Source organism: Rhizobium ruizarguesonis (assembly GCF_012349115.1).
GTDB classification, from domain to species: Bacteria; Pseudomonadota; Alphaproteobacteria; order Rhizobiales; family Rhizobiaceae; genus Rhizobium; species Rhizobium ruizarguesonis.
The window spans coordinates 82,655-101,569 of the sequence record NZ_PQIG01000001.1 but is presented as its reverse complement, the minus strand read 5'-3'; the positions used below and the strand labels follow the sequence as shown (position 1 = coordinate 101,569).

The 18,915-nt window shown below is 62.2% G+C and carries 14 protein-coding genes and 1 pseudogene; 4 read left to right on the top strand and 11 right to left on the bottom strand.

The genetic code is table 11. The features are described from left to right. Positions 1-23 precede the first annotated feature (23 nt). On the bottom strand, positions 24-1,313 hold the full coding sequence (locus tag C3Y91_RS00480; RefSeq protein ID WP_018071822.1) for a HAMP domain-containing sensor histidine kinase: 1,290 nt from the start codon (positions 1,311-1,313) through the stop codon (positions 24-26). Between the two features lie 2 nt (positions 1,314-1,315). After that, on the bottom strand, positions 1,316-2,002 hold the full coding sequence (locus C3Y91_RS00475) for a response regulator (RefSeq protein WP_018071821.1): 687 nt from the start codon (positions 2,000-2,002) through the stop codon (positions 1,316-1,318). 208 nt (positions 2,003-2,210) lie between these two features. Between C3Y91_RS00475 and C3Y91_RS00470 the strand changes: the two genes are divergently transcribed. The 4 genes and pseudogenes from C3Y91_RS00470 (at position 2,211) to C3Y91_RS00455 (ending at position 8,525) form a co-directional block, all read left to right on the top strand. Continuing rightward, positions 2,211-3,311 carry an efflux RND transporter periplasmic adaptor subunit gene (locus tag C3Y91_RS00470; RefSeq protein WP_085065875.1) on the top strand — a complete coding sequence of 367 codons (1,101 nt, stop codon included), beginning with the start codon at positions 2,211-2,213 and terminating at the stop codon, positions 3,309-3,311. Beyond that, positions 3,311-6,457: pseudogene (locus tag C3Y91_RS00465) on the top strand (efflux RND transporter permease subunit). Before C3Y91_RS00470 ends, C3Y91_RS00465 begins: the two are co-directional and overlap by 1 nt. Before the next feature lie 320 nt (positions 6,458-6,777). Continuing rightward, a complete protein-coding gene (locus C3Y91_RS00460; RefSeq protein ID WP_168574869.1) occupies positions 6,778-7,914 on the top strand; it encodes a patatin-like phospholipase family protein in 1,137 nt (378 codons plus the stop codon). 104 nt (positions 7,915-8,018) lie between these two features. Continuing rightward, positions 8,019-8,525: an efflux RND transporter permease subunit gene (locus tag C3Y91_RS00455; protein WP_027688884.1), complete on the top strand. Its 507-nt coding sequence runs from the start codon at positions 8,019-8,021 to the stop codon at positions 8,523-8,525. A gap of 93 nt (positions 8,526-8,618) precedes the next feature. On the opposite strand, the gene C3Y91_RS00450 is transcribed toward C3Y91_RS00455, so the two are convergent. The 9 genes from C3Y91_RS00450 to C3Y91_RS00410 all read right to left on the bottom strand — a co-directional run bounded on the left by C3Y91_RS00450 (position 8,619) and on the right by C3Y91_RS00410 (position 18,897). Beyond that, positions 8,619-10,040 (bottom strand): enolase-like domain-containing protein, encoded by a 1,422-nt coding sequence (locus C3Y91_RS00450; protein WP_130663050.1) that lies wholly within the window; start codon positions 10,038-10,040, stop codon positions 8,619-8,621. Continuing rightward, positions 10,037-11,053 carry a hydroxyacid dehydrogenase gene (locus C3Y91_RS00445; protein WP_027688886.1) on the bottom strand — a complete coding sequence of 339 codons (1,017 nt, stop codon included), beginning with the start codon at positions 11,051-11,053 and terminating at the stop codon, positions 10,037-10,039. The genes C3Y91_RS00450 and C3Y91_RS00445 overlap by 4 nt, the downstream gene beginning before the upstream one ends. Before the next feature lie 4 nt (positions 11,054-11,057). Next, positions 11,058-11,873 (bottom strand): sugar phosphate isomerase/epimerase family protein, encoded by an 816-nt coding sequence (locus C3Y91_RS00440; protein WP_027688887.1) that lies wholly within the window; start codon positions 11,871-11,873, stop codon positions 11,058-11,060. A 29-nt stretch (positions 11,874-11,902) separates the two neighbouring features. After that, on the bottom strand, positions 11,903-13,768 hold the full coding sequence (locus C3Y91_RS00435; RefSeq protein WP_168574868.1) for a GH39 family glycosyl hydrolase: 1,866 nt from the start codon (positions 13,766-13,768) through the stop codon (positions 11,903-11,905). A 66-nt stretch (positions 13,769-13,834) separates the two neighbouring features. After that, entirely contained in the window at positions 13,835-14,668 is an 834-nt protein-coding gene (locus C3Y91_RS00430) for a 5-deoxy-glucuronate isomerase (protein ID WP_027688889.1), read from the bottom strand. After that, on the bottom strand, positions 14,668-15,726 hold the full coding sequence (locus C3Y91_RS00425; RefSeq protein ID WP_174826910.1) for an ABC transporter ATP-binding protein: 1,059 nt from the start codon (positions 15,724-15,726) through the stop codon (positions 14,668-14,670). Before C3Y91_RS00425 ends, C3Y91_RS00430 begins: the two co-directional genes overlap by 1 nt. Continuing rightward, positions 15,726-16,775: an ABC transporter ATP-binding protein gene (locus C3Y91_RS00420; RefSeq protein ID WP_032989428.1), complete on the bottom strand. Its 1,050-nt coding sequence runs from the start codon at positions 16,773-16,775 to the stop codon at positions 15,726-15,728. The genes C3Y91_RS00425 and C3Y91_RS00420 overlap by 1 nt, the downstream gene beginning before the upstream one ends. Then, entirely contained in the window at positions 16,765-17,898 is a 1,134-nt protein-coding gene (locus C3Y91_RS00415) for an ABC transporter permease (RefSeq protein ID WP_024322556.1), read from the bottom strand. The genes C3Y91_RS00420 and C3Y91_RS00415 overlap by 11 nt, the downstream gene beginning before the upstream one ends. Before the next feature lie 12 nt (positions 17,899-17,910). After that, on the bottom strand, positions 17,911-18,897 hold the full coding sequence (locus C3Y91_RS00410) for an ABC transporter permease (RefSeq protein WP_011654306.1): 987 nt from the start codon (positions 18,895-18,897) through the stop codon (positions 17,911-17,913). Positions 18,898-18,915 lie beyond the last annotated feature (18 nt).

Sequence of the window (18,915 nt, the reverse complement as noted above, 5' to 3'; positions counted from 1 at the left end):
AGGTAAAATCGCGGGGAGCCGGATCAGGCTTGGTGGTCAACCGAACCATAGGGCGTCGGTTTTCTGGGAAGCTCCAGGGTGATTGCCAGACCTCCGGCATCCGGCAACGACGCATGCACACGCCCGCCATGGCGCTCGATGGCCTGCCTGGTGATTGCAAGACCCAGGCCATATCCGCCTCTCGGTACAGCCTCGTTTCCGCGTGAGAACGGCTGGAAGATCCGTTCGAGTTCGTCCCGCCTGACACCTGGCCCTTGATCGGTGACACAGATTTTGAGCCGCTCGTCCGTCGTCTCGCAAGATACTGATATGCGCGAATGCTCGGCCGTGTACTTGACGGCGTTGCGGACGACGTTTTCGAGCGCCCTGTAGATCAGTTCGCCTTCGACTTCTGCGCGGAAGACGCCCTCGACACTGGTTGTGATTGAGACCTCCCGCGCCTGGGCTTCGAATGCCGCATCGCCGAGAATTTCGTTCAGGAGCTCGATGACATCAAGAGTGTGCGTTTTCAGCGGCCGGCTGGATCCCGCAGTCAACCTGGCAAGCGTCAGAACTTCGCCGACCAGTGCATCGAGCCGTTCGACCTCCCGATCCATGCGGTCCAGCATGGCGCCGAGTTTCGCCGGGCTCTGCCGCAGGACGCCGACAGCGGCTTGCAGGCGGGACAAAGGCGAACGCAGTTCGTGGGAGACATCATGGAACAACCGCTGCTGCGCATCCTGAAGCTCCTGAAGCCGGGCGGCGCTGGAATCGAAGTCATGAGCAAGCGCGGTAACCTCGTCCTTTCGGCCGGCCATCTTGTCACCGATGCGGAAGTCGAAGCGGCCATGGGCGAGCGCGCTCAAGCCATCACGCAGATGCACGACGGGACGAATGAGGTACCGGGCGAGTGCACCTGCCGATATCGTGCTCGAAATCAGGATCGCGAGCCACGGTATGAAGGGACCAATGTTGTCGAAGGTGAACGTCGCCTGGACCGGCAGGGAAATCTGATAGCAAACCCCGTCCTTCTGGACGGATCTTGTATCGACGGTCTTTGGAACCGCACAGGCATCGGCTTTCGCAGTTTTGGAGATCGTCAGACCAGACGGTAGCGTCTCTTCGCTTGTGCGCACGAAATGCGCGGCGGCATCTTCGCCGTCTCTGGCGAGCACGTTTGCGGTGAGATTCAGGGCGATCGCTCGCCGCTCTTCCTCCAGTTCGCGCGCAAAAGGAACCCCCTGGAGGAAATTGACGAGCAGGAAGATCACGCCGACTGTCGCCGCCATCGTCAGCCAGATCGTCGTGAAGAATTTCCAGAAAAGCCGGGGCATGGTCAGTCCACGAGAAGTTGATAGCCCTGGCCGCGAACGGACTGGATCCAGGATTGTCCGTCCTCTCTCAGTCCGAGCTTCTGACGAACGCTGCTGATATGAACGTCGATACGGCGATCGAACGGGGTCAGCGGCTTGCCGAAGGCCCGCTTCGAAATGTCCTGCTTCGACACGAGCTGGCCGGCGCTACGGGCCAGGACCTCGATCAGGCTGAATTCCGTGCCGGTCAGTTCCAAGCTTTCGCCGCGCCATTCGGCGATCCTGCTGCTCGGATGTATCACGAGTTTTCCCGCCCTTATCGTGTCGGTCGTCGCGCCGGCCGCCGGCTGGCCCGCCCGGCGGAGGATAGCGCGCAGTCTCGCCGCAAGTTCGCCCGGCGAGCATGGCTTCGGCACATAGTCGTCGGCGCCCAGATTGAGACCCGATATCCTGTCGACGTCATCGCCCCTTGCGGTCAGCATTAGCACCGGGACCTGGCTGAGCTTCCTGATCCTCTGCAGAACCTCGATCCCGTTCATCCGAGGCATCATGATGTCGAGCACGATAATATCGACCGTATTGCCGGCCGCCGCCGCAATGGCGGCGCGACCGTCCGTATCGGTGACGACCTCATATCCTTCTTCGACCAGATATTCCTGCAGAAGCGTCGTCAGCTCGGCATCGTCGTCGATGAGGAGAACCTTGTTCATTCGCTTCGTCCGTCATTGTTCCGGGTAAGCCATACAGCACAAACACAGCCGCGCGACCGGGTTTTACCTAACTTAACACTAACTTGACCGCACTTAACGTTCACCCCGTTACTTATCCTGCCATGACATCACCGCGAGCCAGGATCGGGTTGCCTCCACATGAGCCGCAATCCTTCATCGAGTTGGCACAGCTCGGGAAAAGGCACCAATGCCTTCGACCACAAGGAATGCATCGTTGAGAAACCCGCCCAGAATATTCGCTGCCGCTCTTGTTGCGGCAGCGCTCCTGCTTCCCCTGCGCAATGCCATGGCGGATCAATCCGCCGCACCCGCCCTGACCGTCTCGCTGGTGACGCCGGCGCAACGAGACTGGCCGGAAACCGTTCCCGCAAGCGGCTGGCTGAAGCCCTGGCAGGAAGCGATCATCGCTTCCGAGACGAGTGGCCTGCGCGTAACCGAAATCCTGGCCGACGTCGGCTCCGTGGTCAAGAAGGGGCAGACCCTCGTCCGGCTGTCGCAGGACAGCGTCCAGGCCGACCTTCGCAAGCAGGAGGCGGCCGTCGTGACCGCTCAGGCAAACCTGACAAAGGCGAAGGCCAATGCGGACCGGGCTCGGCAGCTCCGCTCTTCGGGCGCCCTTTCGGATGAGAAGATTGTCGAATATTTCGCCGACGAACAGACGGCGACGGCAAGTCTTGCGTCTGAAGAGGCGGCGCTCGACAGCCAGAAGATCAAGCTCGACCAGACGACCGTCACGGCCGTCGACGACGGCCTGATAACCTCGCGATCGGCCGAACTCGGCGCGGTCGTCTCGTCGGGCACCGAATTGTTTCGCCTGGTCCGCCAGCAGCGGGTCGAATGGCAGGCCGAAGTTTCGGCCCGCTACCTCTCACGCATCTCGGAAGGATTGCGCGTCGACATCGACGGGCCGGACGGGCGTCCCATTCAGGGCAAGGTAAGGCTCGTCGGACCTTCGATCGACACCAATACAAGCCGGGCGATCGTCTATGTCGCGCTTCCCCAGGACGTTCAGCCGCGCACCGGTCTTTATGTCACCGGCGCCATCGAACTGACGACCACGCCGGCGCTGACGGTTCCGGAGACAGCGATCGTTTTCCGTGACGGCATAAACTACGTCTTCACGTCCGGCGAGGACAAGCGGGTAAGACGGGTGCGGGTCGAGACCGGCCGCCGCACCGACGGCGAAGTCGAGATCGTCTCCGGCATAGATTTCTCGGCGAGAGTGGTGACGTCGGGCGGAGCGTTTCTGTCGGACAACGATCTCGTGAAGATTGCGGGAGAAGGTTGATGAACTTTTCCGCATTTTCGATCCGCAATCCGGTACCGGCGATCCTGCTCTTTGCGATGCTTGCCGTCGGCGGTTTGTTGGCCTTCAAGCATCTGTCGGTCCAGAACTTCCCCGATATGGACCTCCCGACCATCAAAATTACCGCGACGCTCGATGGCGCCGCACCGGCGCAGCTCGAGACGGAGGTCGCCCGCACGATCGAGGACAATCTTGCCTCGCTGAGCTATCTCGACCACGTCACCACGACGATAACCGACGGCATGGTGTCAATCAGCGTCTCCTTCAAATTGGAGAAAGACAGCGAAACGGCCCTGAACGAGGTCCGCAACGCCGTGGACAGCGCAACGGCCGATCTGCCGGCGCAGATGCAAACGCCAAGCGTCACCAAAGTCACCGTACAGAGTTCGGCGCTGGTCACCTATGCCATCCGGTCTGCCGTCCTCAATGAAACCGAGCTCTCCTGGTTCATCGACAACGATCTGACCAAGGCGCTCCTGTCGGTACCGGGCGTCGGACAGGTCAATCGCATCGGCGGTGTCGACCGCGAGGTTCACGTCGACCTCGATCCGACGACGATGGCCGCGTTCGGCGTGACGGCGACCACTGTGTCGGCGCAATTGAAGTCGGTTCAGGCCGATACATCAGGTGGCCTTGGGGAGATTGGCGGCACCCGTCAGACATTGCGCACGCTCGGTGCGGTGGCGTCGGTCGATGCTCTGAAGGAGCTCAGAATTCCCCTGGCCAACGGGCAGCAGGTTCGCCTCGACGATGTCGCATCCGTCACGGACAGCTTCGCGGAGCGGTCCTCGATGGCCTATCTCGACGGCAAGCCGGTGGTCGCGGTCGAGATCAAGCGCTCGAACGGATTTTCGGACAGCAGTGTCGCGGCCGACGTCGACGAGGCGATGAAACAGTTCGCAGCCAAGCATCCCAACGTGCAGATCGAGGAGGCCTAAAGCACGCTCGGGCCGATCATCGATAACTACGATGGTTCCATGCGCATGCTGTACGAAGGCGCGATCCTGGCGATCATCGTCGTCTGGCTCTTCCTTCGGGACTGGCGTGCGACGATCCTGTCGGCCGTGGCGCTGCCGCTGTCGGTCATACCGACCTTCCTCGTCATGTATCTGGCCGGCTTCAGCCTGAATGTCGTCACCTTGCTGGCACTGTCGCTCGTGGTCGGCATCCTTGTCGATGATGCCATCGTCGAGGTCGAGAACATCGCTCGCCACCTGCAGATGGGCAAGCGGCCGATCGACGCCGCTCTGGAGGCGGCCAACGAGATCGGACTCGCCGTCATCGCGACCACCTTCACGCTGGTCGCGGTCTTCCTGCCAACGGCCTTCATGAGCGGTATACCGGGACTTATATTCCGCCAGTTCGGTATCACTGCCGCCGTGGCGGTCCTCGTCTCGCTCGTCGTCGCCCGGCTGCTGACACCGATGATGGCCGCCTATTTCATGAAGGCCCATCAGAGCGAGGAAAAGGACGGCCGCATCATGCGCGCCTATCTTGCAATCGTGAAAGCCGCCATGAACCGCAGGAAAACCACGGTGGCCGTGACTGCCATCGTCGTCGCACTTTCGCTTGCCACCATCCCACTCCTGAAATCCGGCTTCCTGCCCGCTTCCGACGATGCGCGAGCCCAGATCACGCTCACCATGCACCCGGGTGCTACTATCGAGCAGACGGACGCCACGACCACGAAGGCGGCCGATATCATCGGCAAGCTCCAGGACGTGACACATGTCTTTTCCTCGGTCGGTTCCGCATCCTCGGGCGGTGGCCCCGACTCCAGCACCACGAGCAGTGTCGGATCCGCTACGATCGTCGCTGTGCTGTCGCCCATCGGCGAGCGTGACCGCAAGCAGTCGGAAATCGAAAACGACATCCGGCAGGCTCTCTCGGTTCTGCCCGGTGTGCGGATCGCAGTCGGCGGCGGCGGCAACGGTACGAAGCTGGAGATCACTCTTGCCAGTGATGATGCCAATGCGCTTGACAGCGCAAGTACGGCGCTTGAAGAGCAGCTGCGCACGCTGCAGGGCATCGGCGCGGTGACATCGACCGCAGCCAGGCAGGCGCCGGAAATCCAGATCACGCCCGACTTCGCCCGCGCAGCAGCGCTCGGGGTGACCTCGAGCGCCATCGCCGAAGCCGTGCGGGTGGCGACGGATGGGGAATACTCCGCCGATCTGCCAAAGCTCAACCTGCCGCAGCGTCAGGTTCCGATCGTCGTTCGCTTCAGCCCCGAGACACGCACGAAGCTCGACGACATCAAGAACATGCGAGTGGCAGGAACGAACGGCAATGTCGATCTCGGATCGATCGCCGATATCCGGATCGGCGGCAGCCCGTCGGAGATCGACCGCATCGATCGGATGCGCAATGTTACTCTTTCCGTCGAGCTCAACGGCCGCATCCTGGGCGACGTCAACCGCGAGGCGCAGGCGCTGCCGGCACTTCAGCATCTGCCGTCGGGCGTCACTCTCGTCGAACAGGGCGAACTTCAGCGCAGCTCGGAGCTGTTCCAAAGCTTTGGCCTTGCAATGGCCATCGGGGTGTTTTGCATCTACGCGATCCTCGTCCTGCTCTTTCACGACTTCCTGCAGCCGTTCACGCTTCTGATGGCTCTGCCGCTCTCGCTCGGCGGCGCGCTGGTGCCCCTGGTGGTGACCGGAACCAGCTTCTCGATGTCGGCCGTCATCGGGCTGCTCATGCTGATGGGCGTGGTGACGAAGAACTCCATCCTTCTCATCGAATACGCGATCATGTCGCGCCGTCAGGGCATGCCCCGGTTCGATGCCCTCGTGGATGCCTGCCACAAGCGCGCACGACCGATCATCATGACCACGATCGCCATGGCATGCGGCATGCTTCCGGTTGCACTCAGCCTGACGGGCGGCGATTCCAGCTTCCGGCAGCCGATGGCGATTGTGGTGATCGGCGGCGTGATGATGTCAACGTTGCTCAGCCTCGTCGTCATCCCTGTCATCTTCACCTTCGTCGACGACCTCAACGAAGCGCTCAAGCGCCTCGTTCACCGGACCGGGCCTGACACCACCGACGCGGAACCGCAGGCATCCAACGATCGAGCAGCGATCGCCTTCAAGCCCGAGCTTTCGAAGCGAGGGCAAGCTCAGAGATGACCTCCTCTCGGCGAGCTATCGGCCAGATGGTCGCGCGCCCGATGCGGGCGACGCCCGACGACCTTCATGGCAACCTCTTCGGTCGAATTCCCTCCCCCGGAACGAGACCGCGGGACGTGTACCCCCGCAGGCGGCCTCGCGCCGCCTGCGCGTCCTGCCACCACTACAGCGTCGAGCGTCTTTCAGACGCACAAAGGACGCTGTAACCCTTTGAATTTCTGCATAATTCCTAAAGAGAATTTCGATTTCAGGAATTATGCGCCAGGGAGGCGATCGGATAATGGACCGTTGAAACGGCTTTGGCTTTGAAAACAGGCCCGATGCGAGTACTGATCGCCTTGCTCTCTTTCGCTTTTGTCTTACCTGGGTGCACCGAGACCATGGACAGAGCGCTCGATGCGAAGGAGGCGGAAACGGCTTCGATTGCCGGTTATGGCGAGATTCGGACATATCTGGATGCTCGGCTCGACGAAGCGCCGAAAGATATCGATTGGGAGCCGGCGACCAAGCGGGATCGCGTCGACGTGCTGATGATTTCAGGTGGCGGCGCCGGCGGCGCCTTCAGCGTCGGCGTCCTTTCCGCGTGGAGCGCAACGAAAACCCGTCCTCGGTTCGATATCGTGACTGGTGTAAGCACGGGGGCCCTGATCGCGCCTTTTGCATTTCTCGGATCGGCCTATGACGACACTCTGGTGCACCTCTACACGAGCGGCGTCGCCGAAGAGCTTGCAAGCAGCAAGCGAGCCAGCGGATTGATTGGTCCGAGCTTGCTCAAAGCCGATCCTTTGCGGCGAATGATCGAGCAATTCATCACGCCGGCAATCCTGCGGCAGGTTGCAGCCGAGCATTGCAAGGGCCGCCGCCTCCTCGTCCTGACGACCAACCTCGACACGCAGAGAGCCGTTGTTTGGAACATGGGCGCCATCGCAGCCAGTGGTCGGCCGGATGCGCTGAGGCTGTTTCAGGACATCATGGTAGCCTCGGCAAGCATACGGGGCGTTTATCCGGCGGTGATGATAAAGGCCGAATCCGGAGGACACCGCTTCGAGGAAATGCATTCGGATGGAGGTTCGGCCTCTCAGGTGCTGATGCTCCCGCAGGCGCTCCTGACGAGCTCCCATCGCCTCGGCCCGGCAAAGCGGACGGCCGTTAATTTTTACGTAATCGTCAACAATGCACTCATGCCCGAATTTGCCAAGACGCCCGACACAACGCTATCCGTGATCGCAAGAGCGTTCTCTATTTTCGTCAAATCCCAGACGCAGAGCGCGCTGACGGCGCTCTATAACTATTCAAAATTGACGGGTGCGCATTTCCACCTCGCATCGATCGACGTGCAAGTTCCCTATTCCATGCTCGATCCGTTCAACACTCAGTACATGTGCGCCGTCTACAATCTCGGATATGCAGAGCTCATGGCTGGAACCCTGTGGAGAGATAGCCCGGTTTTTCGCTGATCGACCGCAAGTCGCCGACGAATTGACGAGCGTCGGGCGTCACTCTCGTCGAACAGGGCAAACTTCAGCGCAGTTCGGAGCTGTTTCAGAGCTTCGGCCTCGCCATGGCGATCGGCGTGTTCTGCATCTATGCGATCCTCGTCCTGCTCTTTCACGACTTCCTGCAGCCGTTCACGCTTCTGATGGCTCTGCCGCTCTCGCTCGCGGAACGAGACCGCGGGACGTGTTCCCTCGCAGGCAGCCTCGCGCCGCCTGCGCGTCCTACATCTTCTCTGCCAACAGCGTACCTCGCCCGCATCGCAGAAAGAACCTTTACCAAACTTTACACTTCCTTAACCGCGCTTAACGTCCACGCGGCTATTAGAGTTCGATCTCAGTTCAATCCGGAGTGTCGTGTGTCCAAGGCACATCGCAATATTCTGCGTTGCCGCTTCGCGGAGCGGAAAATCATATTTGCCGAGATTTGGCGGTGGTTGCTGAAGCTTGATTCAAAGAATTATATCTCAATTGCTGTTTTCTTAAGTCCCGGGATCCAATCAGGCCGCGCAGAAAACGTTCGAATAGAGCGTCATGCTCTACTGGACGACATTTCAATTGGAGGAACGGGGTGATCGATGCTCCGGGTGATCAGGGCGCGTTTGCCGGACAGATCGAACAGTTAAACAGGGCAGCACGCCCTATCTCATGCTGAACATTGCCGGGCGTCATGACAATGGGGGCATCGCTTCGAAATCGGGCAAGGCGCCGCTTGCGTAGCCGACCGCCCCCAGCGAAGCGATGGCTATCCGTCCGTCGCGGATCGACAGGAGCGGTCCGTCACCACCCTGCTCGTAGAGATCAGGATGGGCCGCGGCGAAGCGCGCCTTCTCGGCCTGCGGCGCACCCTGCATGCCTGCCACATAGTGATGGCCATTGCGCTCGACATGAGAGAGGCCGAGCAAGGAGACCAGCGCCAGATCCTGCTGCACGGCAAGCCCCGCCTGGCAGGTCAGATCCTCGCCCGAGAGGAACAGTCCCGGCGCGGTTCCGGTTCTGATGCGGATCGCCTTCATGAGCGAGCGGTAAATGCCCTTGCAGGTTTTCGAGGAGACGCCGGTATAACCGAGCCGCCTGGCGGCGGCGAAGGCGCCGTCGCCGTCGTCGCTCTCATCGATCAGGAAGGGCAATTGCGCCGCCAGGTCCCCCAGCGGCGTTTCCATGGTGATCGCGCGCGAGAACGGCTGCTCGACAAAGGCAATGGCCGCGCGCAACCGCGCCAGCCGGGGGGTCGCCTCGATTTGCGCCAGCAAGGCGGCAAGCTGTTCGGCGGCGCCAAACTGTTCGTTGCCATCGACCGTCACCCGATAGTCGGGCAGGAGGTCCAGCACGGCGGCGATCCGCGTCAGGCGGTCGATATCGACATCGATCGCGCCCGAAAGCTTGATCTTGAACCAGCGGTTGCCATAGCGGGCAATCACCGCCTCGAGGCTTTCCGGCAGGCCGTCACCGACGGGATGGACGATATCGCCCTCGCTGATCGGATCGACAAGCCCGATCGTATGCCGGGCCGAGATCGCGCCGGCAGGGCGAAGGCTGGCGAGCATCGCCGAGGCGGCGTCCGCGTCGATATCGCCGGGCAGCATGGGACCGCCGATGCCGACGAGGTTGCGGCGCACCGCATCGAAGAAGGAAATGCCTGCCAGGCGGCAATAAGCATCGAGCGCGGCGCGAGCGATGAGCGACGGACCGAAACCGGCCGCCAATGGATTTCCAGGCAGGCGCCGAACAGTCTCCATCTCGTTCAGACGGGCGGTGGCAAACAATGTCGCCGGCGCAGACGGTTCGAGCGAAGCAGCCGCAGCGGTGCGGATCGAGGTGCGCAACTGATCGACATTCTGCGCCGGCGTCAGCACCGGGTTCTTGTCGAACCATTTCGGCACCATCATCTCGGCGGCCGCGCCAAGGGCGGTTCGTCCCTCTTCATCCTCGACGCGGACCCTGAGGAAGGCTTGCGGCGCCTTTTCGAGGGTTGCCGCACCAAAGCGGAACGGCAGGCGCAGCCTGATATCGCGCTCGAAGGCGTCGATCTCGATCACTCTGATGCGCGGCGCCGTCACGGAACCTCCAATGTTACTGTCCACGATCATGCCATCCGGTCGAGCATGGCGCGCGACACTTCGTGATGGAGCGGTTCCCGGCGAAGCAGCCGGCCGATCTCGTCCACCATGGCCTGGCCTTGGGCGAAATGCGCCTCTTCAGTGTGACCGGCGGCATGCGGCGAAATGGTGACATTGGCCATTGCGGGGTCGCGGAAGGGGCTATCCGCAGGCAGCGGCTCGTCGTCAAAGACATCCAAGGCCGCCTCGAAACGGCCGGAGCGGATTTCGGCGAGCAGTGCCGTTTCGTCGACCAGTTGTGAGCGCGCCGTGTTGATGAACAGCGTGCCGGGACGCAATAGCGCCAGTTCGCGGGCGCCGATCATACGGCGCGTTTCCGGCAAGACAGGCGCATGCAGCGAGATCACGTCGCTTTGAGCCAGCATATCGTCCAGCCCGGCACTGACAACGCCGAGTGCCGTGGCCTCGCTATCACTCAGAAACGGATCGACGACCAGCACGCGGCAACCGAATGGAACGAGCAGCCGCATGACCGCCCGCCCGACATATCCGGCGCCGACGATGCCGACCGTTCTGGCGCCAAGTAATCTCTGCGGCACGGCGGCGCGGACGTCGAGCCATTCGCCGCCGTCGCGCAACTGATGATGCAGCCGATGAATGCCGCGCATCGCCAGAAGCGCTTCGGCGACGACGAACTCGGCAACCGAGGCGGCAATTTTCGAGGCGGCATGGGTAACGCGAATGCCATCGTCGAACAGACGCGCCGGGACTAGTGTGCGGACGCTGCCTGCCGAATGGGCGACAAGGGCGAGTTGCGGATGGCGCTGACGCGCGGCGGGATCGAATGGGGGCGTGCCCCATCCGGTGAGACATGCCGTGGCGCCCTGCAGCAGCTGGTCGACATCGGCTGCGTCGATCGTGGCGGCGGTCGGCCAACGCACCTCGCCAAGGACGTTCAACTGGGCAATCGCCGCATCGTCCAGCATCATCCGGCGGGTCTTTTCGGTCAGCAGTACGGCGATAACGGGAGCCTGTTCAATCATGCTTCTACTCTTTCGCTGCGGCGACCAGGCGCCTGAGATGGGCAAGATCGGCGCGGACCTTGTCGAGCGCCTGCTCTCGGGAGACGCGGTATTGGGAATGCATCGAGAGCACGCCGGCAAAGCCAGTGGCCACCAGATGCGAAACGATTTCGTTCCAGGGCACCATGCCTTCGTCGAGCCCGTACCAGTCCGAATGCCATGCGCGTTGGCCATGAGCTCCGTAAGCGCCGGGGAACCAACCGCTGTTCTTGACGCCCATGCAGCAGAACCACGGTTCGAGAATATCGAGGGTCAGACGCCAGTCTTCGCTTCCCTCGCGAATCTGGTTGGCCGGATCGGGATAGGCGCCAATCCTGATGGGATCACGCCCGGCCAGCAATTGCACGGCCAGCGCGCCCGAACTGTGCAGGGTCCCGCCATGAAGCTGGATGGTCAGCTTGATGCCGAAGCGTTCGGCCAGGCGCTCGAAGCCGTCGAGATCGTGCCGCGCCTCATCGACCTGGGCCTGCCAGCGCCGCGACGGGTCGTAGCGCCAGAAGCCAAGCCGGACCTGCCCGATGCCAGCCTCGCCGCAACAACTAAGAAGCCAGGATGTGGCATCGTCGGGCCGGGTGGAATCGATGGTCGCCATCGGGGTGCGCAAGCCGGCCACGGCAAAGAGCTTTACGGCATTGACGATCTCCTCCGGCCTGTCTGGGGAAACGGCATGGCCATCGCGAATAAGGAGATCGGCACACTCGAATCCCAAACCGGCCGTGATCCCGGCCGCCTTCTCGAGCGGCAGGCCCTCCAGGGTCTTGGTGAAATAGGCAATATCCATGGATCAGATCCGAAAGAGGAAAGCGTCGTTCATGAGCGGGAAAGACAAAGTTCGCTGCGGCGACCGAATGCATCGCGGGCGCACACCGCATAACGCACGCCTTCCGGCGGCGACATGTGCAGGAATGCCGTCGAGATCAGCGGCGCTGAACTGACCTTTTCAAAAGTCCCGCCATCGGTGCTGACCAGGACATCGTAGAAGATGGCCGGGCTGGCATCGCCGGCAGCCCAGAACAGCATGCGCTCTTCCCGGCCGCCAAGACCAAGGTAGCGTTCGACGACAAGGCGGCTCGGTGCCGCCGGGGGCACGCCGGTATCGGGAACGACAAGCACCTGCGTCAGCGACGGCAATGGCACATCCAGGTCGACACTGATCCGGCCTTCGTCGCAGTCGACGATGCTGATCGGATGCAGCAAGGCGGGCTCCTGCGCCCGGCGCAGTTCGGCAAACTGCGCCTCGGTCGGTGCGGGCGGTGCGCCGACCGGTTCGAAGGGGCCGCGTGGATTGCTTTCGTCGCGCTGAGCTTCCCAGACCTCCATCGGATTGGTGAATTCCTCGTCGATGCGCAGCATGCAAAGCGCGTGGCGGCCGGGAACCAGGCCGCTCACCTCGAGGCGGACGGCGGTCCGGCCCGAACGGTTGATGGCATCGACGCTATGGATGAGGCTGATGGAAACACCGCCGCCCGGCAGCCGCGTCGGCAGGATCGCCAGGCCATCCTGGTCGGGAGCAAGCGGCGGTTCGGCCGTCACCTTGCAAACGGTATCACCGAGGGTTGCCAGCAGTTCCATCGATGTGAGGCCGGGCTTCTTGATGATGTCGAAGGGCGGCGCCCTGTCGACGTCCGTGACCAGCATATCCAGATTGGTCTTGTGCTCCCACTGCGCCTTGGTGAAATTGCGCGAACCGAAATAGGCAAAGATCGTGCGCTGGCTCCAGCCGCCGATAAAGGCGTGGTCATTGCTCAGAAAGGTGAAATTCGCCGCTTTCGGGGCGATGATGCGCCGGTCGTGTTGTTCGATGATGCGGGCGATGATGCCGGCGTAATAGGCTTTGCCGTGCCAGCTATGGTGATCGCTCCAGCCGAGCTGCGGATCGCATTCATCGTTGACGATGGGCAGGCCCGCGAGGCGCAGGTGATGCTCCTTGAGATAGTCGACGACGAGAAGCGTGCGGTCGACGATGGCGTTGGTTTTCGGAGTCAGGTCTTCCTTGCTGCCGTTGACGCCCTTTTCGTGGATCGAGATGTAGTCGAGGCGCGGCGGGCCATCGCCGGTCAGGCAGCTCGTGCCGCTGTCGCAATGGGCCATGAGGGCGCGAAAGATCGGCGACAGCGTGCGGGCGGTGCCAGGCCCGCCCATCGGCAGGCTGGGATCGATGGCATCGAGCCCGGCGACGCAGGCGTCATAGTAGTTGGTGTAACCCTTGATCCCGTAGGTCCACCAGCCCGAATCGGCCTCGTTCGTCGTTTCGAAATACCATGTGCGCAATTCGTCCATGCCGTAACGCGCGCCATAGCGATCGACCGTTGCCGTCACGAGATCCCGCCAGCGCCTGACCTGATCCATGTCTTCATAGTCGGTGAACAGGCCGGATGGGTTGCCCATCAGCTCGAAGAACGGCTTCAGGCGGTGTCCGATCATCACGTCGAGCGCGCGGTCGAGCACGGACCAGTCATAGCCGCCCCCGCCCTTCGCACTCAGCAGATTGTAGAGATAATGCACCCGCAGGAACCGGATGCCTTCGTTCGGCAGGCCACCGATATAGGCAAGCATCTGGCGCATCTCGGGCTCGAGCAGCAGCTCGGCCGGCGAAAAGCCGGTGCCGCGCCAGAACCGGTTGAACGGGCGTACCGCTGCACCGGCATCAACGTTTATTCGCGTACGTTCACGCATGGGTCGTCTCTCCTTGGACGGAAGTTGGCGGCGCGCCGCAATGCCGGCACGAGGCCAGGAGCCGGATTATTTGAACTTGTCGCGCATCGCATCGATGCCGGGGATGGTTTTGGTCAGATGCTGATGGGCGGGATCGAAGCGCTGGATCAGCCCCCGGCGGTGCTTGCCGACGAGAATGGTGAAGATATAGCCCCGGTGCCCCGGCGAGGTGACCGTCGGGTGGTAACCCCGGTCGACCAGGACAGTGTCGCCGTTGCGGGTCATAAGGATCTTGACCGGACCGTCTTCGTCATAGGTGATCTGGCTGCCGAAGCCGGTCTCGGGCTGGAAGCGGTAGTGATACAGTTCTTCGTGCCGGGTCTCGACATCGCCGTCTTCTGTATCGTGCTTGTGAGGGGGATAGCCGGACCAGCAGCCTTCGCCGGCATAGAGTTCGCTCACCAGCAGGTTGCCGCAGCGCCCGTTCTGCCGTTGGCCGAGCAGGTGAACGATCCGCCTTTGGCTGTGGGTGTCCGACGAACCGACATTGACCGCGTCGACCTCATCCGGAGTGATGCGAAACGGGGCGTAGCGCGTGTCGCAGAGGCCGCCGGCAATGGCGACTTCCGCCGCCGCGCCACGAGCCGATATCCGGACATTGGCGCCGACGGGCGCGTAAACCGAGTCCGCATCGCCTCCCCAGATATCGGCTCGTCGGCCCACCGCTTCGAACATGATGCCATCCACTTCGATATCCACCTGACCCGACAGCACGACGTAGAGGCTTTCGTGCGCGGGCAGCCGCCGGATGTCCTGCTCGTTGGAGGCGAGCGTGACGAGATCGAAGTAGATGAGATCGAGCGTCGTGGAGGAGGTATCCACAATCGGACGCTGCTCGGAGCGTGGAATGAATTCGGGCATCAATTGAACTCCGGAACGTTACGGTCGGCAAAGGGAAGAAGCGTCAGGGATTCGGCGTAATGACAGGCCACTGCGTGCCCATCGGCGGTGACGGTGCGCAACGCCGGCACCTCCTGCTTGCAAAGCTCGGTGGCGTAGCGGCAGCGCGGATGAAATGCGCAGCCGGGAGGCGGATGGGCGGGATCGGCAACCTCACCCGCCAGCCGGATGCGCTGGCCGTGGCGGCGCATCCGCGGATCGGCGATCGGCACGGCCGAGAGCAGCGCTTCGGTGTAGGGGTGGAGCGGACGCGAGAAGATCTGCTCCGTCGGCGCCTTTTCGACGACCCGGCCGACATACATGACGGCGATATTGTCCGAGATGTGCCGGACGACCGAGAGGTCGTGAGCAACGAAGAGATAGGTCAGACCGAACTGTTCCTGCAGGTCCTGCAGCAGGTTGATGGTTTGTGCCTGCACGCTGACATCGAGCGCCGAAACGGCCTCATCGGCGATCACCAGCCGCGGATTGGAGGCCAGCGCCCGGGCGATGCCGATGCGCTGGCGCTCGCCGCCGGAAAACGCATGGGGATAGCGGTGCATGTATTCAGGCCGCAGGCCGACGCTCTGCATGAGGTCGGCGACCCGGTGCTCGAGTTCCCGGCCCTTGGCGATGCCGTTGACACCAAGCACCTCGCCGATGATGTCGATGACCGGAAGGCGCGGATTGAGCGAAGATTGCGGATCCTGAAACACGATGCGCAGGTCGCGATGGATTTCGTCGAGCGCAGAACCCGACAACGCCGCGAGATCGACCGTGCCGCCGCTGCGGCTGCGATAGCGGATTTCGCCGCTGGTCGGCTGATAGATGCGCAAGACCGTGCGGGCAAGCGTGGACTTGCCGCAACCGGACTCCCCGACAATACCGAGTGTTTCGCCATCCTCGACACGAAGCGAAACGCCGTCGACTGCCTTGACGTGTCCGACCACACGCCGGAACGCGCCCTTGCGAATGGGGAAATGCATCCTGAGATCGTTCAGTTCGAGCAGCGGGCTTGGTTGCGTCATGGGATCGACCATCATTGTCTTCCTTCGTAAAGCAGACAGCTGGCGACATGCCCGTTGCCGATGGCGACGGGCTGCGGATCATTTTGGTCACACAGGCCCGCCCTTGCCTCTTTGCATCGGGGATGAAAGCTGCAGCCCTGGGGCCGGTTGAAGCGCGAGGGCACCATACCATCGATGATCGCAAGCCGTTCGGTGGGTTGCCCATGCATGCGCGGCACCGATTGCAGCAGAGCCTTGGTGTAGGGATGAACAGGTGCGTGGAAGATCGTGTCGACATTGCCTGCCTCCACGACCCGGCCGACATACATGACGACGACCTCGTCGGCGATTTCGGCCACCACACCGAGATCATGGGTCACGAACAGCACCGAGAGCCCGAATTCGGCCTGCAGCGAGGCCAGGAGATCGAGGATATTGGCCTGGGTGGTCACATCGAGCGCCGTCGTCGGTTCGTCGGCGATCAGCAGCTTGGGGCGGCAGGCGAGCGCCAAGGCGATGCAGACGCGCTGGCGCATGCCGCCGGAAAACTGGAAGGCATAGTTTTCCATGCGCTCGGCCGGCCGCGGGATGCCGACCAGAGCCAATGTCTCGATGGCATGTTCGCGCGCCTCCTTCTTTCCCATCTTCAGATGCAGGCGGATCACTTCGACCATCTGGTTGCCGATCGTATGGACGGGGGAAAGGGCCGCCATCGGCTCCTGGCTGATCAGTCCGATCTGGGCACCGCGGATTGCCCGCATGTCGTGGCCGCGCGGATCGAGCGCCGCCAGGTCGACGAAGGGTGCTGACGGATCCGGCCGGTAGCGGATTGCTCCCGAGACGATCCGCCCTCCCCGCGGAACCTGGTTGAGGATCGAGCGGCCGGTGATGCTCTTGCCCGAACCGGATTCGCCGACGACGCAGACCGTCTTGCCGCGCGGGATGGAAAAGGAGACGCCGTCGACCGCCTTGATGGTGCCCGCACCACCGAAGAAATGGGTCCTGAGGTCGTCGACCTCGATCAGCGGGTCGCGATCCCCGTGCCGGCCGTCGGCTGCGGCAAAATTGGGATCAGTATTCATAGGGATCTGCAGCATCGCGTAGTCCATCACCGAGGAAATTGAGGGCGAGCACGGTGACGATCACCGCGAGACCGGGAAGAAACAGCCAGGGTGCGCTCGAGACGGCGAGAATGTTCTGCGCCTCCTGGAGCAGCACGCCCCAACTCACCACCGGCGGGCGCAGGCCGATGCCGAGGAAGGAGAGCGCGGTTTCTGCGAGAATCATCGTCGGGATGGCGAGCGTCACCGAGGCGATGATATGGCTCATGAAGGATGGAACCATGTGCCGCCAGATGATGCGCATCTGCGAGCAGCCGTCGAGACGGGCGGCGATGACGAAGTCTTCCGTCTTGAGCGACAGAAAGCGGCCGCGCACCACCCGCGCCAGGTCGGTCCAACCGATCAGCGACAGGATGATCGTGATCCAGAGATAGACCAGAATCGGATCGGCGCTGATCGGAACGGCAGCCGCAAGGCCCATCCACAACGGGATGGTCGGGATAGAGTTGATGAGTTCGATGGAGCGCTGGATCACATCGTCTACCCAGCCACCGTAGAGCCCCGAGATGCCGCCCAGGATGATGCCGAGGATGAGGCTGATTGCGACCCCGATCAGTCCGACGGACATAGAAACGCGCGTGCCGTGGACCGTCCGGCTGAAGACGTCGCGACCGAGGCGATCGGCGCCGAACAGGTAGAATGGTTTGCCCATCTCGATCGGGCCGATCAGGTGCCGGTCGAAATTAAACAGCCCCCAGAGCCGGTAGGGTTCGCCCTTGACGAAGAAGCCGAGGGGGATGACGACGGCCGGATCGGGCACGTAATTGCGGCTGAGCGCGATCGGGTCAACCTTCATCGAATAACCGTTGACGTAGAGCGGATGAAACTGCCCGGCCGCGTCGTAGCCGGCGAACTTGATCTGCTGCGGCGGCGCATAGGTGTAGCGGGAATCGTAGGTCTGCGATGAGACCGGGGCGAGAACCTCGGCAAACAGGGCAACCAGGTAGATCAAAAAGATGACGACGCCCGCCGCCACCGCCAGGCGATGGCGACGGAAGCGCCGCCAGATGAGCTTCCACTGCCCGGCGACCGCGTCGGAATTCTGGATCAGTTCAGGTGATAGCGCGATGGCTTGATCGGTCATTGATATGGTCCTTCAGCCGTTGCGAATGCGTGGATCGAGCCAGGCGAGCAGCAGATCCGAAATCAGTGTGCCGATCAGCGTCAGCATGCTCATCAGCAGGATGAACGTGCCGGCCAGATACATGTCCTGAGCAAAGAGGGCGTTGAGCAGCAGTGGCCCGGTGATCGGCAGGCTGAGAACGATGGAGACCACCACCGAGCCGGAGACGAGGTGCGGCAGCACCCAGCCGACGGTCGAGACGAACGGGTTGAGTGCTACCCGCACCGGATATTTCAACAACAGCCGGATTTCGCTCAAGCCCCGGGCGCGGGCCATGTCGACATAGGGCTTGTTGAGCTCGTCGAGCAGGTTGGCGCGCATGATCCGGATCAGCGCTGCAGTGGCGCCGGTGCCGAGAACGACGACCGGGATCCACATATGCGAAATGAGATCACCGAGCTTGGCCCAGCTCCAGACCGCATTGATATAGGCGGGTGAAAACAGCCCGCCGGTACTTTGGCCGAAATATTGTGCCGAAACATACATCAGCACCAGCGCCAGCAGGAAGTTCGGGATGGCAAGGCCGAGAAAACCGAAGAAGGTGGCGACGTAATCCCCCACCGAATATTGCCGCACGGCCGAATAGATGCCGATCGGAAAGGCCACCGCCCAGACGAAGAGCAGCGTAGTGACCGAGACCACCATCGTCAGGCCCATGCGGGCCCAGATCAGCTCGCTGACCGGCTTGTTCCAATCGAGGGACTGGCCGAAATCGCCGCGCAGCAGGATACCGCTGATCCATTTCCAGTATTGGACCGCCCAGGGCTGATCGAGGCCATAGCGTTCACGCAGGCCGGCGATGACGCCGGGATCGATCGTTTCGTTCTGGGAGGCAAGACGCGCGGTCATCGCGGTCAGGAAGTCGCCGGGCGGCAGTTGAATGATGATGAAGGTCACGACGGAAATCGCGAACATCATCGGGATCATGTAAAGCAGACGTCTGATGATGAAGCCGGCCATGGTCAAGCTCCTTCAATC